At 44.9% G+C, this 18156-nt stretch carries 14 protein-coding genes; 9 read left to right on the forward strand and 5 right to left on the reverse strand.

Annotated elements, in window-relative coordinates:
- Positions 1–26 precede the first annotated feature (26 nt).
- The 7 genes from TY03_RS01410 (at position 27) to TY03_RS01440 (ending at position 8055) form a co-directional block, all read left to right on the forward strand.
- Positions 27–1712 (forward strand): ATP-binding protein, encoded by a 1686-nt coding sequence (locus TY03_RS01410; protein WP_042366664.1) that lies wholly within the window; start codon positions 27–29, stop codon positions 1710–1712.
- Between the two features lie 96 nt (positions 1713–1808).
- Positions 1809–4493: a calcium-translocating P-type ATPase, PMCA-type gene (locus TY03_RS01415; protein WP_042366666.1), complete on the forward strand. Its 2685-nt coding sequence runs from the start codon at positions 1809–1811 to the stop codon at positions 4491–4493.
- A 4-nt stretch (positions 4494–4497) separates the two neighbouring features.
- Complete coding sequence (locus TY03_RS01420; RefSeq protein WP_042366668.1) at positions 4498–5115, forward strand: HAD family hydrolase; 618 nt, start codon at positions 4498–4500, stop codon at positions 5113–5115.
- Between the two features lie 26 nt (positions 5116–5141).
- Entirely contained in the window at positions 5142–6062 is a 921-nt protein-coding gene (locus TY03_RS01425) for a bifunctional riboflavin kinase/FAD synthetase (protein ID WP_042366671.1), read from the forward strand.
- 288 nt (positions 6063–6350) lie between these two features.
- A complete protein-coding gene (locus TY03_RS01430) occupies positions 6351–7163 on the forward strand; it encodes a CPBP family intramembrane glutamic endopeptidase (RefSeq protein ID WP_042366673.1) in 813 nt (270 codons plus the stop codon).
- Positions 7164–7166: 3 nt separating this feature from the next.
- Positions 7167–7817 (forward strand): DUF2975 domain-containing protein, encoded by a 651-nt coding sequence (locus tag TY03_RS01435; protein ID WP_042366675.1) that lies wholly within the window; start codon positions 7167–7169, stop codon positions 7815–7817.
- Between the two features lie 28 nt (positions 7818–7845).
- Positions 7846–8055, forward strand: a complete 210-nt coding sequence (locus tag TY03_RS01440) for a helix-turn-helix domain-containing protein (protein WP_042366677.1) — start codon at positions 7846–7848, stop codon at positions 8053–8055.
- A gap of 91 nt (positions 8056–8146) precedes the next feature.
- Here the strand turns inward: TY03_RS01440 and TY03_RS01445 are convergent, their stop codons facing one another.
- The 3 genes from TY03_RS01445 to TY03_RS01455 form a co-directional block, all read right to left on the reverse strand.
- The gene (locus TY03_RS01445) at positions 8147–8572 is read right to left on the reverse strand and encodes a SufE family protein (RefSeq protein ID WP_042366679.1); all 426 of its coding nucleotides are present in this window, start codon (positions 8570–8572) and stop codon (positions 8147–8149) included.
- Between the two features lie 51 nt (positions 8573–8623).
- Positions 8624–9619, reverse strand: coding sequence for a M20 family metallopeptidase (locus tag TY03_RS01450; RefSeq protein WP_042367269.1), 996 nt, complete (start codon positions 9617–9619; stop codon positions 8624–8626).
- 70 nt (positions 9620–9689) lie between these two features.
- Positions 9690–10601 carry a S66 peptidase family protein gene (locus TY03_RS01455; RefSeq protein WP_042366681.1) on the reverse strand — a complete coding sequence of 304 codons (912 nt, stop codon included), beginning with the start codon at positions 10599–10601 and terminating at the stop codon, positions 9690–9692.
- A gap of 175 nt (positions 10602–10776) precedes the next feature.
- On the opposite strand from TY03_RS01455, the gene TY03_RS01460 reads away from it, so the two are divergent.
- Positions 10777–11691, forward strand: a complete 915-nt coding sequence (locus TY03_RS01460; protein WP_042366683.1) for a phosphate acyltransferase — start codon at positions 10777–10779, stop codon at positions 11689–11691.
- A 27-nt stretch (positions 11692–11718) separates the two neighbouring features.
- Positions 11719–12780, forward strand: a complete 1062-nt coding sequence (buk, locus tag TY03_RS01465) for a butyrate kinase (RefSeq protein WP_042366685.1) — start codon at positions 11719–11721, stop codon at positions 12778–12780.
- 342 nt (positions 12781–13122) lie between these two features.
- On the opposite strand, the gene TY03_RS01470 is transcribed toward buk, so the two are convergent.
- Positions 13123–14748 carry a SusD/RagB family nutrient-binding outer membrane lipoprotein gene (locus tag TY03_RS01470; RefSeq protein ID WP_042366687.1) on the reverse strand — a complete coding sequence of 542 codons (1626 nt, stop codon included), beginning with the start codon at positions 14746–14748 and terminating at the stop codon, positions 13123–13125.
- A gap of 13 nt (positions 14749–14761) precedes the next feature.
- Complete coding sequence (locus tag TY03_RS01475) at positions 14762–18142, reverse strand: TonB-dependent receptor (RefSeq protein ID WP_042366689.1); 3381 nt, start codon at positions 18140–18142, stop codon at positions 14762–14764.
- Between the last annotated feature and the right edge of the window lie 14 nt (positions 18143–18156).

The following is an 18156-nucleotide window of genomic DNA, read 5'->3' on the forward strand; positions in this document are numbered from 1 at the left end:
GTTAATAAATTAATAGTTGGTGAGTTATGATGATAGAAATCGCTACGGTTGTTTTATGCGTTGCTTTAATAGTCGCATTGGGCATCGAGAGAAGCAAGAGATTGAAAACACGGAAAAACCTGGATCAAGAGACCGGTGAGTTGAAAAAGGCCAATACCGTAACTCGCGCTGTCCTGAAAAACGTACATGCCTATGTGCTTTTAATTGATTCTGACTTAAAAGTATTAGCAACAAATTATTATAGTCGCACAGAGACGATAGAGACTTCCGCAGAGAAGCGGATCGGAGACTTGTTGAGGTGTAGCAATGCACTCTCGGCAGAGGGTGGATGTGGCTCCCATGTGATGTGTCAGACGTGTCCGGTGCGACAGATGCTGAACCAATCGTTCGAGCAGAAATCGAGTTTTATTGACTTCGAAGCCTCTCTTACCATTCAAGTATCCGAGAAAGAATCTAAGGTGCATGATGCTCAATTATCCGGTGCTTACCTATTGATCAACGATAAGCCTCACCTAGTCATTACAATTCACGATATCACCCGGCTGAAGCATACCGAAGAGGCTTTGCAGGAAGCTAAAGAGAAAGCTGAGCATGCCGATCGGTCTAAATCGGCTTTCCTAGCTAATATGAGCCACGAGATTCGTACACCCCTGAATGCTATCGTTGGATTTTCCGAGCTCTTGGTTGTGGCTAAAACAGACGAGGAAAAGCGTCAATATCTCGAAATCGTGAAAACAAACAATGAACTACTTCTTCAATTGGTGAATGATATATTGGATATATCGAAGATTGAGGCCGGAACCCTCGAGTTTGTTTATTCAGATGTTGATATCAACCTATTGATGTCTGACCTGGAGCAACTCTTCTCGATGAAAGTAAGTGAAATGGGGGTACAAACGAAAATAGTCAGAGACACTGTGTCCTCTCCGTGTACGATGTATACCGACCGCAACCGCCTGGCACAAGTAATCTCCAACTTTATATCAAATGCCATTAAGTTTACTCCTGATGGTATCGTTCGGTTTGGCTGGGAACTTCGCTCAGGGTCTCTCTATTTTTATGTAACTGATAATGGTGCAGGGATACCCAAAGAGAGAGTGTCGACGGTTTTTGATCGTTTCGTCAAGTTAGAGAAAGGGCAAAACGGAACGGGGTTGGGACTTTCTATCTGCCGGACAATTGTTGAAAAGCTAGGGGGGAAACTGGGTGTCGAATCGGTTTTGGGCACAGGTTCCACTTTCTGGTTTATGATTCCTTTCCAACCGAAGGTTAAGCCCAAGGCAATCAGTGAAAAGCAGGTGGAAACAACAGTGAACGATGTCGTTGAAGCTACCGATAACCATAAACCTTCCGAAGGAAAGAAAACAATTTTAATTGCCGAAGATATGGAAGATAACTATCGATTGTGCGAGGTAATCCTTTCAGGTACATATCACCTATTATGGGCGCACAACGGTGAAGAGGTCGTCTCTCTGTTTTTGCAACAGCAGCCCGATCTGATTTTGATGGACTTACGGATGCCCGAGGTAGATGGTTACGAGGCAACGGCAGCTATCCGCCAATTGTCTTCATCTATCCCTATCATTGCACTGACAGCTTTTGCTTATCCCGAAGATCGGAAGAGAGCAGCCGAGAGCGGCTTTACCGATTTCATGACCAAACCGGTGTCGGCAAAACTCCTGCTCGAGCGCTTGGCTTCATTATTGTCATAATTCGGCATTCACTCGATTCATAAAAAGGTTTAATACAGGTGCTATACCGATTAAAAATAGTATTTTTGCAATCCTAACTAAATGCATGTATCTAACATGGCTGCAATAAAAGATGATTACTCTCATTTAGGTCTCACAGATGCTGAGGTCTTACAAAGTCGCGAGAAGCATGGTGTAAATTTGTTGACACCTCCCAAACGTACCTCGCTGTGGAAACTCTATCTCGAAAAGTTTGAAGATCCCGTGGTACGGGTGCTGCTTGTGGCAGCTTTGTTTTCTCTCATTATTTCTATTATTGAAAATGAGTATGCTGAAACAATCGGAATCATAGCCGCCATTTTGCTGGCTACAGGTATTGGCTTCTACTTTGAGTACGATGCCAATAAGAAGTTTGATTTATTAAATGCGGTCAATGAAGAAACGCTTGTGAAGGTGATTCGTAACGGACGCATTCAGGAGATACCACGCAAAGATGTGGTAGTAGGCGATTTGGTAGCCCTTGAAACAGGCGAAGAGATTCCTGCCGATGGAGAGCTGACCGAGTCGATCTCGTTGCAGGTTAATGAATCGAACCTTACCGGCGAACCGGTAATTGCCAAAACGACCAACGAAGCCGAGTTTGACGAAGAAGCCACCTATGCCTCGAATAGAGTGATGCGTGGAACAACAGTGGTCGACGGACACGGTATGATGAAGGTGCTTTGCGTTGGCGATGCCACCGAGATTGGAAAAGTAGCCCGTCAGAGTACCGAACAAAGCGGTGAGGCAACTCCTTTGAATATTCAATTAACTAAACTGGCCAAACTGATTGGGAAGATCGGCTTTACGGTAGCCGGTGCTACTTTCATTATCTTCGTCAGTAAAGACCTGTACCATTACTTTGCTACACATGAGGTGACGGGCTGGGCCGAATATCTGGCCATTGCGCAGATCGTATTGAAATACTTTATGATGGCCGTCACGCTTATTGTTGTGGCTGTTCCCGAGGGCCTGCCTATGAGTGTTACACTCAGTCTGGCACTGAATATGCGTCGCATGCTTTCGACAAATAACTTGGTGCGTAAGATGCATGCCTGCGAAACAATGGGTGCCATTACGGTAATCTGTACCGATAAAACCGGTACATTGACACAGAACCTGATGCAGGTACACGAGCCTAACTTCTACGGATTGAAATCGGGCGGACAGTTGGCCGATGATGATATCAGTAAGTTGATCGTAGAGGGTATCAGTGCGAATTCCACAGCTTTCCTCGAAGAGATGGGAACCGGAGAGAAGCCCAAAGGGGTGGGCAACCCTACCGAAGTAGCCCTGCTGTTGTGGCTCAATGCGCAGCAACGCAATTACCTGGAGATAAGAGAAAATACGAAGATACTCGATCAACTAACCTTCTCGACCGAACGCAAGTTCATGGCTACGTTGGTCAAATCGCCCTTGATAGGCAAGAAAGTACTCTATATAAAAGGTGCTCCCGAGATTGTATTGGGAAAATGTAAAGAAGTTATTCTCGACGGTAAGCGTATCGACAGTGTTGAGTATCGCTCTACGGTCGAAGCTCAATTGCTGACCTATCAGAATATGGCGATGCGCACACTGGGCTTTGCTTTCAAGATTGTAGACGACAATGCGCCGGATGACTGTGTGGCACTGGTTGATGGAAATGACTTGAACTTCCTGGGTGTCGTTGCTATCTCCGATCCTATTCGTTCGGATGTACCTGCTGCGGTAGCTAAATGTCAGTCGGCCGGTATCGGTATTAAGATTGTAACGGGTGATACGCCCGGTACTGCTACAGAGATTGCCCGTCAGATTGGTTTGTGGAAACCCGAAGATACCGAACGCAACCGTATTACCGGAGTTGCCTTTGCCGAACTGAGCGACGAAGAAGCCTTGAACCGTGTGATGGACCTGAAGATCATGTCGCGCGCCCGCCCTACCGATAAGCAACGTCTGGTACAGCTGCTTCAACAAAAGGGGGCTGTGGTAGCGGTAACGGGCGACGGAACCAATGATGCTCCTGCGCTTAATCACGCTCAAGTCGGCTTGTCGATGGGTACCGGAACTTCGGTGGCCAAAGAAGCCAGCGATATAACCTTGCTCGATGATTCGTTCAACAGTATCGGTACGGCCGTGATGTGGGGACGCTCCTTATATAAGAATATCCAACGGTTCATCGTATTTCAGCTAACGATTAATTTCGTGGCATTGCTCATTGTGCTATTAGGATCGTTTGTCGGAACCGAACTACCCTTGACTGTTACCCAAATGCTTTGGGTGAACCTTATCATGGATACGTTTGCTGCTTTGGCGCTGGCCTCTATCCCGCCCAGTGAGAGTGTGATGTTAGAAAAGCCCCGTCGTTCTACCGATTTCATTATCAGTAAACCGATGCAGGCCAATATCTTTGGTGTGGGAGTGGTCTTTCTGATTGTGCTGATGGGAATGATTTACTATTTTACAAATGCTGTTGGGGGAATGACGGTGCATAGACTCACCATCTTCTTTACCTTCTTTGTTATGTTGCAGTTTTGGAACCTGTTCAATGCCCGTGTATTCGGTACAACCGATTCGGCATTTAAGGGGTTATTCAAATCTTATGGCATGGTGCTCATCGTGTTCGCCATTTTGGGTGGACAGATTTTGATTGTACAGTTCGGTGGAGCTGTCTTTCGTACCGAGCCACTTGACTGGCAAACATGGCTTATCCTTATCGCCTCTTCCTCTGCTGTGTTGTGGGTAGGTGAGTTGATTCGCCTTGTTCAGCGTTTAATTCAGAAATAAACTCATGAAAAGAAAAGGAATAAAAAACCTTCTGATTGATTTTGGTGGTGTACTAATCAATCTTGACCGTCCGCGTTGTATTGAAAACTTTAAGAAACTTGGCTTGTCCGATGCAGATGAAATGCTTGATGTGTACCATCAGCAAGGCATCTTCATGGAGCAGGAAAAAGGACTCATTACGGCGTCCGAGTTTCGTAACGGTATTCGCGATAAGATGGGCAAGATAGTCACCGACCGTCAGATCGATACCGTGTGGAATAGCTTTTTAGTGGATATACCCACGTTTAAGCTCGACCTATTGTTGAAGTTGCGCGAAAAGTATGTGGTATATCTGCTCAGCAATACCAACGAGATTCATTGGAAATGGTCTTGCAAGCATGCTTTTCCTTACCGGGGCTTTCGTGTTGAAGATTATTTTGAGAAGATATACCTCTCTTATGAGATGAAGATGGTGAAGCCCGATGCCGAAATCTTTGAAGCCGTTATTGATGATGCCGGTATCGACCCCAAACAAACCTTCTTCATAGACGACTCTGAGGCCAATTGTGCAACAGCCCGTACACTGGGTATGTCGACCTATACGCCGCAAGCAGGCGAGGATTGGGGAACTCTTTTTGTCTAAATGATTCAATAGTGCCAAGCAAAGATATGCAGACTTTTCACCATTTTCCAGATATGTCGCTTCCTCTCTGTGTAGCAACCATCGGTTTTTTCGATGGCGTGCATCAGGGGCATCGCTTCCTCATCGAGCAGGTGAAGGAGGCGGCTGCTGCCCGTGGACTGCCATCGGCACTCATTACCTTCCCGATACATCCCCGTAAGGTGATGAATCCGGGGTATCATCCACAATTACTCACGACACAAGCGGAGAAAACAGCCCTACTGGCCGAAACAGGAGTCGATTACTGTTTCATGCTTGACTTTACCCCCGAAGTATCCCATCTCACTGCACAGGAGTTTATGAGCAACATACTCAAAGAGCGCTACGGTGTGCAGTGCTTGGTCATTGGCTATGATCATCGCTTTGGGCATAACCGGAGCGAAGGCTTTGACAGCTATCGAGCTCATGGTGCTACCATCGGTATGGAGGTATTGCGGGCTCGTGCCTATGCTGATGATACCTTGCATATAAGTTCTTCTGTTATTCGTGAACAGTTGCTGCGTGGTGAGGTAGATCATGCTGCCCGCTATTTGGGATATCCGTATTTTCTGAGCGGAACTGTTGTCGGTGGTTATCAACTTGGGCGTAAAATAGGTTTTCCTACCGCCAATTTGCAAGTCGATGATTGCGATAAGCTTGTTCCTGCCGATGGGGTATATGCAGTGTATGTTACCCTAGCCGGGCAAACCTATAAGGGAATGCTCAATATCGGACACCGTCCTACGTTTGATAATGGCAGCAAAAGCATTGAGGTTAATATTCTTCATTTTGATGCCGATATTTATCATCAACCAATGACGATCTCCTTTGTAAAACACCTGCGTAAAGAGCTTAAATTTGATACGGTCGATGAGTTAGTGCTGCAAATGCAAAAAGATGAAGATACTGTTGAATCGCTACTTTGCTAAATTTTTCTTATTCACTTCGCTACATAGAGCCGTTTTTGATTGCTTTTATTGTAAAACATGGATTATTTATTGTTTTTCGATAAAATAATGGGATGTTCTTTTGCCAGTTAGAAAATAACCCTTTTCTTTGCATATCGAAAAACGATAAATAATCATTGAATAACAATTATTAAAAGCAATACTAGTATGAAAAAATCATTTATGAGTATTTCGTTGTTAGTGGTATCAATTTCTATGCTGGCTTTATTTATTTGCAACTCGGTTGCCAACTCGTAATCCTAAAACAAAATGAAAATAGCCATCAAGCTCGTCTTTATCCATTTCGGGATTCAAATCCTGAGTGCTTTCCTAATGCTTATTCCCTTTGCTATTTATGTCTTGGCTACGGGGGGAGACCTGTCGACGGTTCAATCAATGAGTCTTTCGCCTTCGTTGTTCCTTTCCATCGCTTTGATGGGGCTTTGGCTTTGGAAGTGTGGCTATATCAGTACGGAAAAGGCTACTTGGTCCATTGTATCGCCCTCTTATATGGGCTTGACGTTGGTTATTGCTTTCTCAGGTATCTGGTTGTTGGCTTTCTTGATGTCTTATCTGCACCTTCCCGATTTGATGAAAGAGACATTTGATTTGCTACAAGCCGGATGGATCGGTATTCTTGGCATTGCTGTGCTTGGCCCGGTTCTGGAAGAACTGCTGTTTCGCGGTGCCATAACCAAAGCACTCCTGAAGCAATACAGCCCCCCGAAGGCCATTATTATCTCAGCCTTGCTGTTTGGAGTTGTCCATCTTAACCCCATTCAGGTGGTAGGTGCAGGTCTTATTGGTCTGTTGCTGGCTTGGATGTACTATAAAACGGCCAGTCTGATTCCCTGTATCATAGTACACATTATTAATAATAGCCTTTCGGTTTATCTCAGCTTGAAATATCCGGATGTGCAGCACATGAGTGACTTAATTGAAAACGAGTCTGTATGTTTGGCGTTAACCATCCTTTCCCTGGTGCTTTTCGTTGGTGCTTATCTCCTAATGAGGCGTACTACGATTGCTTATCCGTGGAAAAAAGACAAAACAAATATAGAAACCATCATAATAGAAGAATAAGCGATGAAAAAAAGATTGAATATACTTTGCCTCTTGGTCATGCTGGTACTTGTTTACTCGGTATTTGAGTCGACCTATAACCTGAGTAGCATGTTCATGTCGGGAGTTCGTGCGGGTATGGAGCAAGCCAAGGACAAGGCGAAGCTTAGTGCCATACAAGATCTTAAGATAGTAGCACTGATGCCGAACGACCTTACCGAGATGAAAGACTCTGTGTACAATGAAAAGTCTGGAGAATATGTGCCTGCACTCTATTCTCAGTTGTTGGTAAGTGTCAAGTCCGAACCTAATATATGGTTGATGCTTGTTGCCAATTTAAGTTCTTTCTGCTATATTTTTGTAAGCCTCTTTTCTGTAATCATTTTCTTTAAACTGATTGTTTCGATCAATAAATCCGATATCTTTAACTGGAAGAATGTGCGCCGGCTTCGGTGGTTGGGCATACTGCTGGTACTTACCTTTCTCTTTTCGGCCACTCCTTCGTGGATTATGGCCTGGCAGCTTTCAGGTATATTCAGTGTTTCCGGCTACTCGTTTTCGACAGGCGAACTTATTTCTAACTTAACACTCGTGTTGGGGCTTGTCGGTTTAATTGTTGGCGAAGTTTTTGCTATCGGATTGCGAATGAAAGAAGAGCAAGACCTAACTATTTAACCTAACCAAGTAATAAAAAGAAGTATTTATGCCTATAATAGTAAACCTCGATATCATGATGGCTCGAAGAAAGATCTCTTTGGGTGATTTGGCGGAGAAAGTAGACATTACTCCGGCAAACCTTTCTATCCTCAAAACGGGGAAGGCAAAGGCGATTCGTTTTTCTACTCTCGAGGCTATATGTAAAGAGCTGGATTGTCAACCCGGCGACATATTGGAATTTAAAGAAGAGGAGTAGGAGCGAAGTAACAGCTAAAAAAGCAAATGGTTAATGATGATGTGTCGTGAGGCTACATCGTCATTAACCATTTGTTGCGATTGCGAATTTGTTATTGATTTCCTCGTGCTTTGAAAGCTAAGGCATAGAGACGCATCTGCTTAACCATCGACAATAGCCCATTGCTACGCGTAGGTGATAAGTGCTCCTTCAGACCAATCTTATCGATAAAATAAAGGTCGGCATTCAGAATCTCATCGGGTGTATGCCCCGAAACGACTTTGATCAGTAAAGCGATAATTCCTTTTACAATCAAGGCATCGCTCTCTGCTTTGAACACTATTTTTCCATCTTCCTCATCGGCTTGCAGCCATACGCGGCTTTGGCAGCCTTCAATCAGATTCTGTTCCGTTTTATATTTCTCGTCGAGAGGTTGCTGTTCGTTTCCTAAATCGATCAGTAGCTGATAGCGATCCATCCAGTCATCAAAGTCGCTGAATTCGGCAACAACCTCGTCTTGTAATTCGTTAATTGACATATTGAATAATTTATTAATTTGCTAATGTGGTAAGTGAGTCATGCCCCCTATCTATCGTTCGTTATAGATAACCTCGAGTACCGTTTGACCTACCGCCTTGAGGGTATTCCGGTCGATATGCTCCATGTTATCATTGACGGTATGCCAGGTGTCGCCAAAGCTCGATAGTTCGGCCTCACTTTGGTTGGGCACAATGTCGATTGTCGGAATCCGGGCAATGCGATTAACGAAGAGATGATCATCGGTCACTGCACCCGTTTTTTCGTCGATAAAGTAGCGTCCGTAGCCCAAGCTATTGGCTTTTTTAAAGACTTTGGTGTTTACGTCTTTGGCATACTTTTCCGAATAAGCCTCTTTGTAGAAGGTTGCATTTTTACCCCCTACCATGTCAAGTAAAATACCGAAGCGGGCATTGTAATTCGCCACATGAGGGTTGCGTGCCCAGTACTGTGCCCCCAAACACCAACTGTCCTCTTTTGCCTCTCCATTGTGGAATTGCGGTGTGCCGTAATCTTCTGCATCCAGAAAGATCAGGTCGATGCCTAGTTCGGGTTGCTGTTGTTGAATGAGGCGAGCTATTTCGAGCAATACACCTACGCCGCTGGCACCATCGTTGGCTCCGAGAACAGGGGTGTGGTGATTCTTTTCATCCGGATCATTGTCGGCCCATGGGCGTGTGTCCCAGTGAGCAAACAGCGCAATACGCTTTTTCGTTTCGGGATTGTAAGAGCCGATGATGTTCCGTGCCTTGAGTAGTGTACCATCGTAGGCTATCAGGTCGGCATATTGATTGGTTACTTTGGCACCGAACGTTTCCAGTTGTGCAGCCAGATAGTCGCCACAAGCTATATGTTCCCGGGTGTTGGGTACACGCGGACCGAAATCTACCTGTGCCTTTACATACTGATAAGCACTATCGGCATCAAACACAGGAGCCTTTACGGTTTCCTTTTTCACCTCTTCGTCGGTTGTTTTGCTTTTGTTACCGCACGAGAGGGTCGAAAATAACAACAGTCCCGCCATTAGCATCACATAGTTCTTCTTCATATCCATCTTTTTTTGTTCAAGCCTCAAAATTAGTGATTTTCGACAGATGATGGGCAGATCGAATGAATTATTAACAGATAAAAGATAAATCGACCGATTTCTTTTCCACCGTCAGTTCTACTTCGGCTCCGCAAATAAGCGGCAGATTGTGAGTGACATGCCCCACCGGGAAGTTAAAACAGATGGGATAATCGTACTCTTTCAACAGATCGGCTAGTGCTCCATATAGGTCTTTGCCCAATGAGCGGTCTTCTTCGTATTCGGTAAATTGTCCGATGATAAGGCCCGATAAGCGCTCGAGCACTCCACCCAGTTTCAGGTTATAAATCATACGTTCCACTGCATGCGGGCGTTCACTTACATCTTCGATAAAGAGAATTGTTCCTTCGGCAGGTATGTCATAGGGAGTGCCTCGCAAACCATAGAACACGGATAGGTTGCCCCCTCGCAAGATGCCCCGGGCGGTGCCGTTGTGGTTTAGCTTATGTCTCTTGCAGCTATAGGTCGGAAGATTGCCAAACAATACGTCGCGCAAATAGGTACAACATGGATCGTCGGCAGCCTCGACTGTTAAATGACGCCCCATGGGAGCGTGTAGCGAAGCAAAACCTTTTTCTTGAATCAGGTTATGCAGCGCGGTAATATCGCTGAAACCAATCAGCCACTTCGGGTATTGAGCGAAGAGTGTAAAGTCGAGTTTGTCGATAAGGTGAATGACCCCATACCCACCTCGGCTACAGAAGATGGCTTTCACCTCTTTATCATCCATGGCAGTCTGAAGGTCGGAGAGTCGCTGTTTGATGGTTCCGGCATAGCGTCCCGATGAACTGTTTGCGTGTTTGCCCGGGGTTACTTTCAGTCCCCAAGATTCGAGACGCTTGCGTGCACCTGCGATAAACGATTTATCTATTTTTCCGGAAGGAGACACGATGACAACCTTGTCGCCTTCGTGCAGATAGGGAGGTAGGGTCAGGGTATTCATGTTTTTTAGTTCTTTTTGCAAAAATACATATTCACTACAGAGTAACACCCATTTTTGCCTAGTTTTTTCGTCGGTAACTAAAAATATCAAAATGTTAGTGCACCTCTCTATTTTTCTGCTTTCGCATGCATAACATTTCAATCCTTTTTCGGATATTTGCTAAAAATCTATCGTTATGGAACCTATTAGAAACTTTGCCCAACTTACATCTCATCTTAAAGCCCTTCATCAACGCAAGCGGATTGTAGTAGTATGTGCCAACGACCCTAATACCGAATATGCTGTATCGCGTTCGCTCGAAGAGGGAATTGCCGAATTTATCATGATTGGCGATTCTGCTGCATTGGAGAAATATCCTGCATTGAAAAAATATCCGGAGTTCGTACACATCATTCATGTAGAAGATTCCGACGAGGCTGCCCGGCAGGCCGTTCGCATTATTCGCGAGGGAGGAGCCGATATTCTGATGAAAGGCATCATCAATACCGATAATCTGTTGCACGCTATTCTGGACAAAGAAAAAGGAATTCTTCCCAAAGGCAAAATATTGACGCATCTGTCTATGATGCAGATCCCTACCTACGATAAGTTTCTTTTCTTTTCCGATGCTGCCGTCATTCCCCGGCCTACTTTGCAACAACGCATTGAAATGATATGGTATGCCATTCATACGTGCCGTCGGTTTGGTATTGAGCAGCCTCGTGTTTCGCTCATTCATTGTACCGAGAAGGTAAGTGCCAAGTTTCCCCATTCGCTCGATTACGTAAACATTGTCGAGCTGGCCGAAGCCGGAGAGTTTGGCAATGTTATTATTGACGGGCCGCTCGATGTACGCACCTCCTGCGAGCAGGCAAGTGGTGATATCAAAGGCATTGTATCGCCTATTAACGGGCAGGCCGATGTACTGATATTTCCCAATATCGAATCTGGAAACACCTTTTATAAATCTGTCGCTTTATTTGCCAAGGCGGATATGGCAGGCTTATTGCAAGGGCCTATTTGTCCGGTGGTGCTACCTTCGCGTAGCGATTCCGGCCTATCCAAATATTACAGCATTGCCATGGCATGCCTAACGTGTGGCAATTCTTAACTAACCACCCATAATTCATCACTCCTTATGAAGATTCTGGTTATCAATCCCGGCTCTACTTCGACGAAGATAGCTGTTTACGAGGACGAACGTCCTATTTTGGTTCGTAACATTCGGCACTCGGTCGATGAATTGGCGGCTTTCCACTCGGTGGCCGATCAGTTCGAGTTTCGCAAATCGCTCGTTCTGTCTCAGCTCGAGAAAGAGGGCATTGCCCTTCAATTTGATGCGGTGATTGGTCGCGGCGGACTGGTGAAACCCATCCCCGGTGGGGTGTACGAGGTGAACGATGCGATGAAGAACGATACCGTTCACGCCATGCGTACCCATGCCTGTAATCTTGGGGGATTGATTGCCGACGAACTGGCGAAAGCCATTCCCGGTTGTCGTGCCTTTATTGCCGACCCGGGTGTGGTCGACGAACTCGACGATGTAGCCCGTATATCGGGTTCTCCGCTGATGCCTCGCATTACCATTTGGCACGCTCTGAACCAAAAGGCTATTGCCCGACGCTTTGCAGCCGAACGGCACTGTCGCTACGAAGACCTGAATCTTATTATTTGCCACCTCGGCGGAGGTATTTCTATCGCTGCCCATCAACACGGCAGGGCGATTGATGCCAATAATGCGCTAGATGGCGAAGGACCTTTCTCGCCCGAACGTGCGGGAACACTTCCGGCAGGGCAGTTGATCGACCTCTGCTTTAGTGGAACGCTCACGAAAGATGAGTTAAAGAAACGCATCTCGGGAAGAGCCGGACTGACTGCACATCTGGGCACAACCGATGTACCCGCTATCATCAAACAGATCGAAGCTGGCGATACGCATGCCGAACTGATACTCAATGCTATGATTTATAACATAGCCAAAGGCATCGGTGCTGCTGCTACCGTGCTTTACGGTAAGGTTGATGCCATTCTGCTGACCGGCGGTATTGCTCACAATGAGTATGTGGTTTCTCGCCTGAAAGAGCGCGTCTCTTTTCTTGCCCCTGTTCATGTATATCCCGGTGAGGATGAGATGGAGGCATTGGCACTGAATGCGTTGGGCGCATTGAGAAATGAGCTGCCCGTACTCACTTATGAATAAAAACCGTTTGCTCAGTGCATAAACAAGGATAAATTACACACACTGTACCCTATATCGTGTTTGGAAGGATATACTACTTCTTTTGCTAAAACATGGGGGTGTTACTATATAGAACATGGGGATGTTTTGTATAGCAACATCCCCATGTTTTTGTGTATGCAGCTTGATGTGGTTGCCGATACGCTGCCGTTGGTATTGCATTTATAAATATGCTCTTTGTAGCTAAAAGAAAAGGGAGTAATGCCATCCGGCATTACTCCCTCCAACCTTTTTCCCTATATAAACCAATACTACTTTAGAAAAACACTACTAATTAAAATGCTTTACTTATACCTTTGTGATTTAAAAATTATTCTTACCGGCATCCCACCACAAACGGGTTCCGCCGTTATCGGCTCCGCCTAACGCACTTACCAAGGCGTTGTACAACGTAGCGTTATCTGTTTTATAACTTTGTGGGAAGAAGATACGGCGTATCATGATGTCGGTGTCAATCTTCTGACCGGCTACTTTGTCACTGTTGTTGACAACGACTTTGAACAGTTTCGGGTAGCCTGTGCGACGTTGCTCAGCCCAAGCTTCACATCCTTCGGGATAGATGGCTAACCACTTCTGGGTGATGATTCTTTCTAATTTCTGCTCATTTGTGGCTGCTTCGTCCCACTTGGGAGTAATGGTTGTAGTCGGTTCTGCGTCAAATGCAGCATTGAAAGCGTCGACGTACTTGCTTGGAGTGGCATTGCTTTGCAAGTAATCGTCTACTCCGGCAGTTCCCCATTGTGAGAAAGAGGTTTTGACTCCTTCTTCGTAGCATTCTTTGGCTGTTTTGTCAGTGACGTAGCCTCTTAATGCTGCTTCTGCGCGAAGGAACCATACCTCGGCAGCTGTCATAATAATGATTTTGTGACCAATCGTGATGGAAGTGGCAGAGTGATTTATGTAACGATTATCAGGTACTCCACTTCCCTGGCGTACACCTTTAAATTTTCCGGCAATGGGTGACAATTCGGGGATGTTGCCTTGTGCCTCATTCGATCCACCTACTGCCTTTACATAGTAGGCTTCCAGGCGTGGATCTTTATATCCGGTGATAAATGACTCCATGCTGGCATTCATATATACCTCACTCCACGCGCTGACACCACCCAACGGATTTCTTATGCCGTATTGACCTACTGTTTCGTTCGCTTTCTCAAGCACTCCTCCATTGTCCGGATCTAAGGCAGCTTTGGCTTCTTGAGCAGCCAATGTAGGGTTTACATTCGATATGCGCATCGCCAAGCGGAGGCGTAGTGAATTGGCAAACTTCAGCCATTGAGTATGCGTTCTTTTGCCTTCAGGCATCATAATGTCACTTTCTGCAAAAGTTTCGGCACCTTTATAGTTTTTCAAGAGAGTGACAGCCGATGCTAAGTCTTCAAAGAAATTCTTGTAAACCTGTTCTTGCGATTCGGGTGCTGCATTGGTTTTACCAAAATTACGATAGAGGATAGGACCGTAATAGTCGCTAACCCGATGCATCGTCGTTACTTTTAATATTTTGGTAAGGGCATTAAACAACGGAAATTCTTTCTCGGTATTGAGCTCTTCGGAGTTTAAGATGATAGGCATACATTGCGAATAGGTAGTAGTCCACATCGCACTCGTCCATCCATCATTAAGCTTGTAAGTCGAGTTCTTGTCGTTAAAACTGCCATTCATGTCGTGGAAGTAACCGGCATACATATCAGCCGCCAGGTTTTGCATAACTTGGTACTGCCAATCAGTACCCTCGATACCGGTTTGGTAGATGATGCCCTTCTGAATAGTGGCAAACGGAACTAAATTCGTTTGATTGTCATACTTCTGCAATTCATCGGTATAGGCTCCATTGGTGGCATTAAAGTCTTTAAAACTATCTGTACATGCAGAAAATCCTAAAATGCCGCTCATTAATAATGCGGTGGTGAATTTGAATTTATTTTTCATGGTTACTACAAGTTTAGAATGTAAATTTAATATTGAATCCCATATTTCTGGTAGACGGCATGCCGAATACATCAAGTCCTTGGTTATCATTTCCTACCGAGAGTGTTGCATCCGGATCGAATGGAGCATCTTTGTAGAAGAAGAATAAATTGCGTGCTACCAGTGAGATGTCGATTCCACTAAATACTTTTGTTTTAGCAAGGAGCATTTGAGGGAATGAATAGCCGATCGAAAGTTCGCGCAAGCGGATATTGGTTCCGTCGTAACGATAGTATTCGGTGGTACCTGTACCACGCTCGCCTACCAACCGATAGAAGCCGGTTACGTCTGTAATCTTATTGCCTTCCAACTCTACATAGCCGCGTGCTCTGGCTTCTCCACTCTCTTTGCTTACGCCGCGATAATCGAGCTGCGATTGCGTTAACGAAATAACGTCGCCACCCACACGTGCATCAATGAGGAAATAAAGATTAAACCCTTTGTATGTAAACGTGTTGCTCCATCCTAGAGACCAATCCGGGTTGGCATTTCCGATATAAGAGCTCTTGTCTGTCTTTACTATGGGCAGTCCCTTCTCTATCTTAATTTTACCATTACTGTCGCGTTCGAAGGTGTTTCCGTAGATATCGCCTAATGAACCTCCTTCTGTGACTTGCGTTTTATAAGGAATTCCTACTTCGGCTGTTGCATAACTGAACGATTCGTTACCGCCCAAGGAGATTACCTCGTTCTTATTGGTTGAAAAGTTGAACATCGTTTTCCAGCGAAACTCGTTGGTCATGACAGGGGTTGCTCCGAGCGATACTTCGACACCATAGTTACGGATTTTACCCGCATTGATATAGAGGTACTTCCGTTTTGCGGCTGTTGTATTGACTCTAAGCAGTTGATTTCTTGTGTCGGTACGGTAGTATGTGAAATCTAAATCAATGCGGTTATTAAAGAACTTCCATTCGGTACCGAACTCAAGTGAAGTACTGATTTCGGGCTTTAAATCTTCGTCGAAGTAATAATCGATGGGTTTAATTGCACCTCCGGCTAAGATGGTCTGTGCCGGGCTGGTGATACCTATTGGTAAATCATTACCTACCTGTGCCCATGAACCGCGAACTTTACCAAACGAGATCCATTCGGGAAGTTTGACCGTTTTGTTTATGATCCAGGACAGACCTACCGATGGGTAGAAGAATCCTGTTTTCTCACTTTTTGTATTGGCCAATGTCGAAGACCAATCGTTGCGTGCTGTTAAATCAAGGTATAAGCTCTCTTTCCAACCAACCTGTGCTGTAGCGAATACGGATTGAATGGCACGTTTTTGGTCGAGCGTTTCATTGATAAAAGAGGTGCCCTCAATATTCAATAACATATTAGCAACACTAAATACATTTGCTTTATAAAGTCCCGATTTACCCGAATCCAGTCTTAATGAATTGTATTTGGTTACATTGATGCTACCACCGATTGCCCCATTGACAGACCAATTGTTCCATGTCTTGTTAAACATAGCCAAAGCATCGGCGTAGGTCATAAACTCTTGGCTATTCAGGTCGATGTATCGTCCGTTCTTATGAGCTATATCAGTGGAAGTACCTGCGTACATCTTCTGTTGAAACTTGTCGTTGATAAAGTCGATGTTTCCACGGCCTTGTATCGAAAACCAATCGTTTATTTTTAGGTTGGCACTGATCGATGCAATACCACGATAGCGTTTGTCTTTACTGGTTACTCTTTCGGTAAGCCAATACGGATTTTGCTCAAAACCATTGGTGGCGGTGTACCAATTTTGCAAGGGCATCTGTCTGTCTCTATCAAATCTTTCGAAGCCATTGTTGTCTCTATATTCGGATAGATCTTTTCCGCGAGGGAAAGTATATAGACCGATTAACGGATTCATATAGTATCCTCCCGAACTGGGGCGATCTTTAATCGTTTGCGAAATCAAATTTACGTTGGCATCTAACTTCAACCGGTCATTGAAAAAGCTGGCTGTTTCGCGCAAGGCCAAATTGTGCTTTTGCAACTTATTTGTATCTATTATACCATTGGCTGTCGTGTTGGCATAAGAGAAGTAGGTTTGCAGCTTGTCGTTTCCTGCCGTCACTGTCAGTGAGTTAATGGCGGTAACTCCATTGCCGAAGAATTTATCTACATTCTTATAATCGGACATGCTATTATTCTCATCTCCCCAGCTATCTGCTCCTTGCTGACCGTATCGGTTTTGAAACTCAGGCAGGCAAATAGCTTGATCGACCATTAGGTTGGAAGAGAAGGTTATTCGTTGCATACCTGCTTTGCCTTTTTTCGTCGTAATCAATATCACACCGTTGGCTGCTTGTGTGCCATAAAGTGCGGCAGCCGAAGCTCCCTTCAAAATGCTCATGCTCTCAATGTCATCCGGGTTTAAGTTAGAAATACCATCTCCCGAGTCGCGGTTACCTGCGTCATTGTCTCCACCCATTGCACTGTATGCCTGTTCGTTGATGGAGTTAAGCATGGGCACACCGTCGATAACGTAAAGAGGTTGGTTGTTTCCATTTACGTAAGAAGAGCGTACGCCGCGGATAGATACTTTGGCAGAGCCACCCAAGCCCGAAGAGTTTTTGGTGATCTGCACACCAGCCGATTTTCCTGCAAGGGCGTTAATCATATTGGGGTCTTTAGCCCGTGTTAACTCATTGCCTTCAACCTGTTGAGTCGAGTAGGTTAAAGAGGCTTCTTTCTTTTTGATACCCATTGCCGTAATTACAACCGTTTCTAAGGCTTGTGCCTCTTCCTGCATTTTTATGTTGAATACCTTTTGTCCGTTTACGGCAATGTTTTGTGGCAAGTAGCCTATGTACGAAACAACCAGTACAGCATTACCGGGAACGGTTAAGTTGAAGTTTCCATCTAAATCGGTGATGGAGCCATTGCTCGTTCCCTTCTCCAATACGTTGGCACCGATGATGGGTTCGCCATTCATGTCGGTTACTTTACCTTTGATTGCTATTTTATTATTCTGCTGTACGGAAGCCGTTGGCTCGGCTCTTTTCGTGAGCACAATGTTGTTGCCTTCCATTACATACTTTAGTTCGGTGCCTTCAAAAACTTCATCCAATATTTCGGAAACGGCTTTGTTGTTGGCTTCTACATCGACTGTGCGGCGAATGTCTACGTTCTTTTTGTTATAAACGAAGAGATATTCTGTTTGAGACTCGATCGCTGAAAGTAAGTCGCTTACCTTCATTTTAGCATGGGGGATGCTAATCTTCACGTTCTGCGAGTGTCCATCCGAGCTGTATGCTTGAAATGAAATGAATAGAAGAAGGAATAGGGTGATCTTCATGGTTAACAATGTTTGCTTTGATACAAAACTTTTTGGGCAATAATGCCTCAGCAAAGAAATTTTTCTCATATCTTTGTAATGTG

The sequence above is a fragment of the Bacteroides neonati genome, assembly GCF_000499785.1.
Taxonomy (GTDB): domain Bacteria; phylum Bacteroidota; class Bacteroidia; order Bacteroidales; family Bacteroidaceae; genus Bacteroides; species Bacteroides neonati.

What these genes read in the sequence shown, in the direction of transcription:
- TY03_RS01410 (WP_042366664.1), top strand. Translation starts at nt 27, where the DNA reads ATGATGATAGAAATCGCTACGGTTGTTTTATGCGTTGCTTTAATAGTC.
- TY03_RS01440 (WP_042366677.1), top strand. Translation starts at nt 7,846, where the DNA reads ATGCCTATAATAGTAAACCTCGATATCATGATGGCTCGAAGAAAGATC.
- TY03_RS01425 (WP_042366671.1), top strand. Translation starts at nt 5,142, where the DNA reads ATGCAGACTTTTCACCATTTTCCAGATATGTCGCTTCCTCTCTGTGTA.
- buk (WP_042366685.1), top strand. Translation starts at nt 11,719, where the DNA reads ATGAAGATTCTGGTTATCAATCCCGGCTCTACTTCGACGAAGATAGCT.
- TY03_RS01420 (WP_042366668.1), top strand. Translation starts at nt 4,498, where the DNA reads ATGAAAAGAAAAGGAATAAAAAACCTTCTGATTGATTTTGGTGGTGTA.
- TY03_RS01455 (WP_042366681.1), bottom strand. Translation starts at nt 10,601, where the DNA reads ATGAATACCCTGACCCTACCTCCCTATCTGCACGAAGGCGACAAGGTT.
- TY03_RS01430 (WP_042366673.1), top strand. Translation starts at nt 6,351, where the DNA reads ATGAAAATAGCCATCAAGCTCGTCTTTATCCATTTCGGGATTCAAATC.
- TY03_RS01445 (WP_042366679.1), bottom strand. Translation starts at nt 8,572, where the DNA reads ATGTCAATTAACGAATTACAAGACGAGGTTGTTGCCGAATTCAGCGAC.
- TY03_RS01415 (WP_042366666.1), top strand. Translation starts at nt 1,809, where the DNA reads ATGGCTGCAATAAAAGATGATTACTCTCATTTAGGTCTCACAGATGCT.
- TY03_RS01475 (WP_042366689.1), bottom strand. Translation starts at nt 18,142, where the DNA reads ATGAGAAAAATTTCTTTGCTGAGGCATTATTGCCCAAAAAGTTTTGTA.
- TY03_RS01435 (WP_042366675.1), top strand. Translation starts at nt 7,167, where the DNA reads ATGAAAAAAAGATTGAATATACTTTGCCTCTTGGTCATGCTGGTACTT.
- TY03_RS01470 (WP_042366687.1), bottom strand. Translation starts at nt 14,748, where the DNA reads ATGAAAAATAAATTCAAATTCACCACCGCATTATTAATGAGCGGCATT.
- TY03_RS01460 (WP_042366683.1), top strand. Translation starts at nt 10,777, where the DNA reads ATGGAACCTATTAGAAACTTTGCCCAACTTACATCTCATCTTAAAGCC.
- TY03_RS01450 (WP_042367269.1), bottom strand. Translation starts at nt 9,619, where the DNA reads ATGAAGAAGAACTATGTGATGCTAATGGCGGGACTGTTGTTATTTTCG.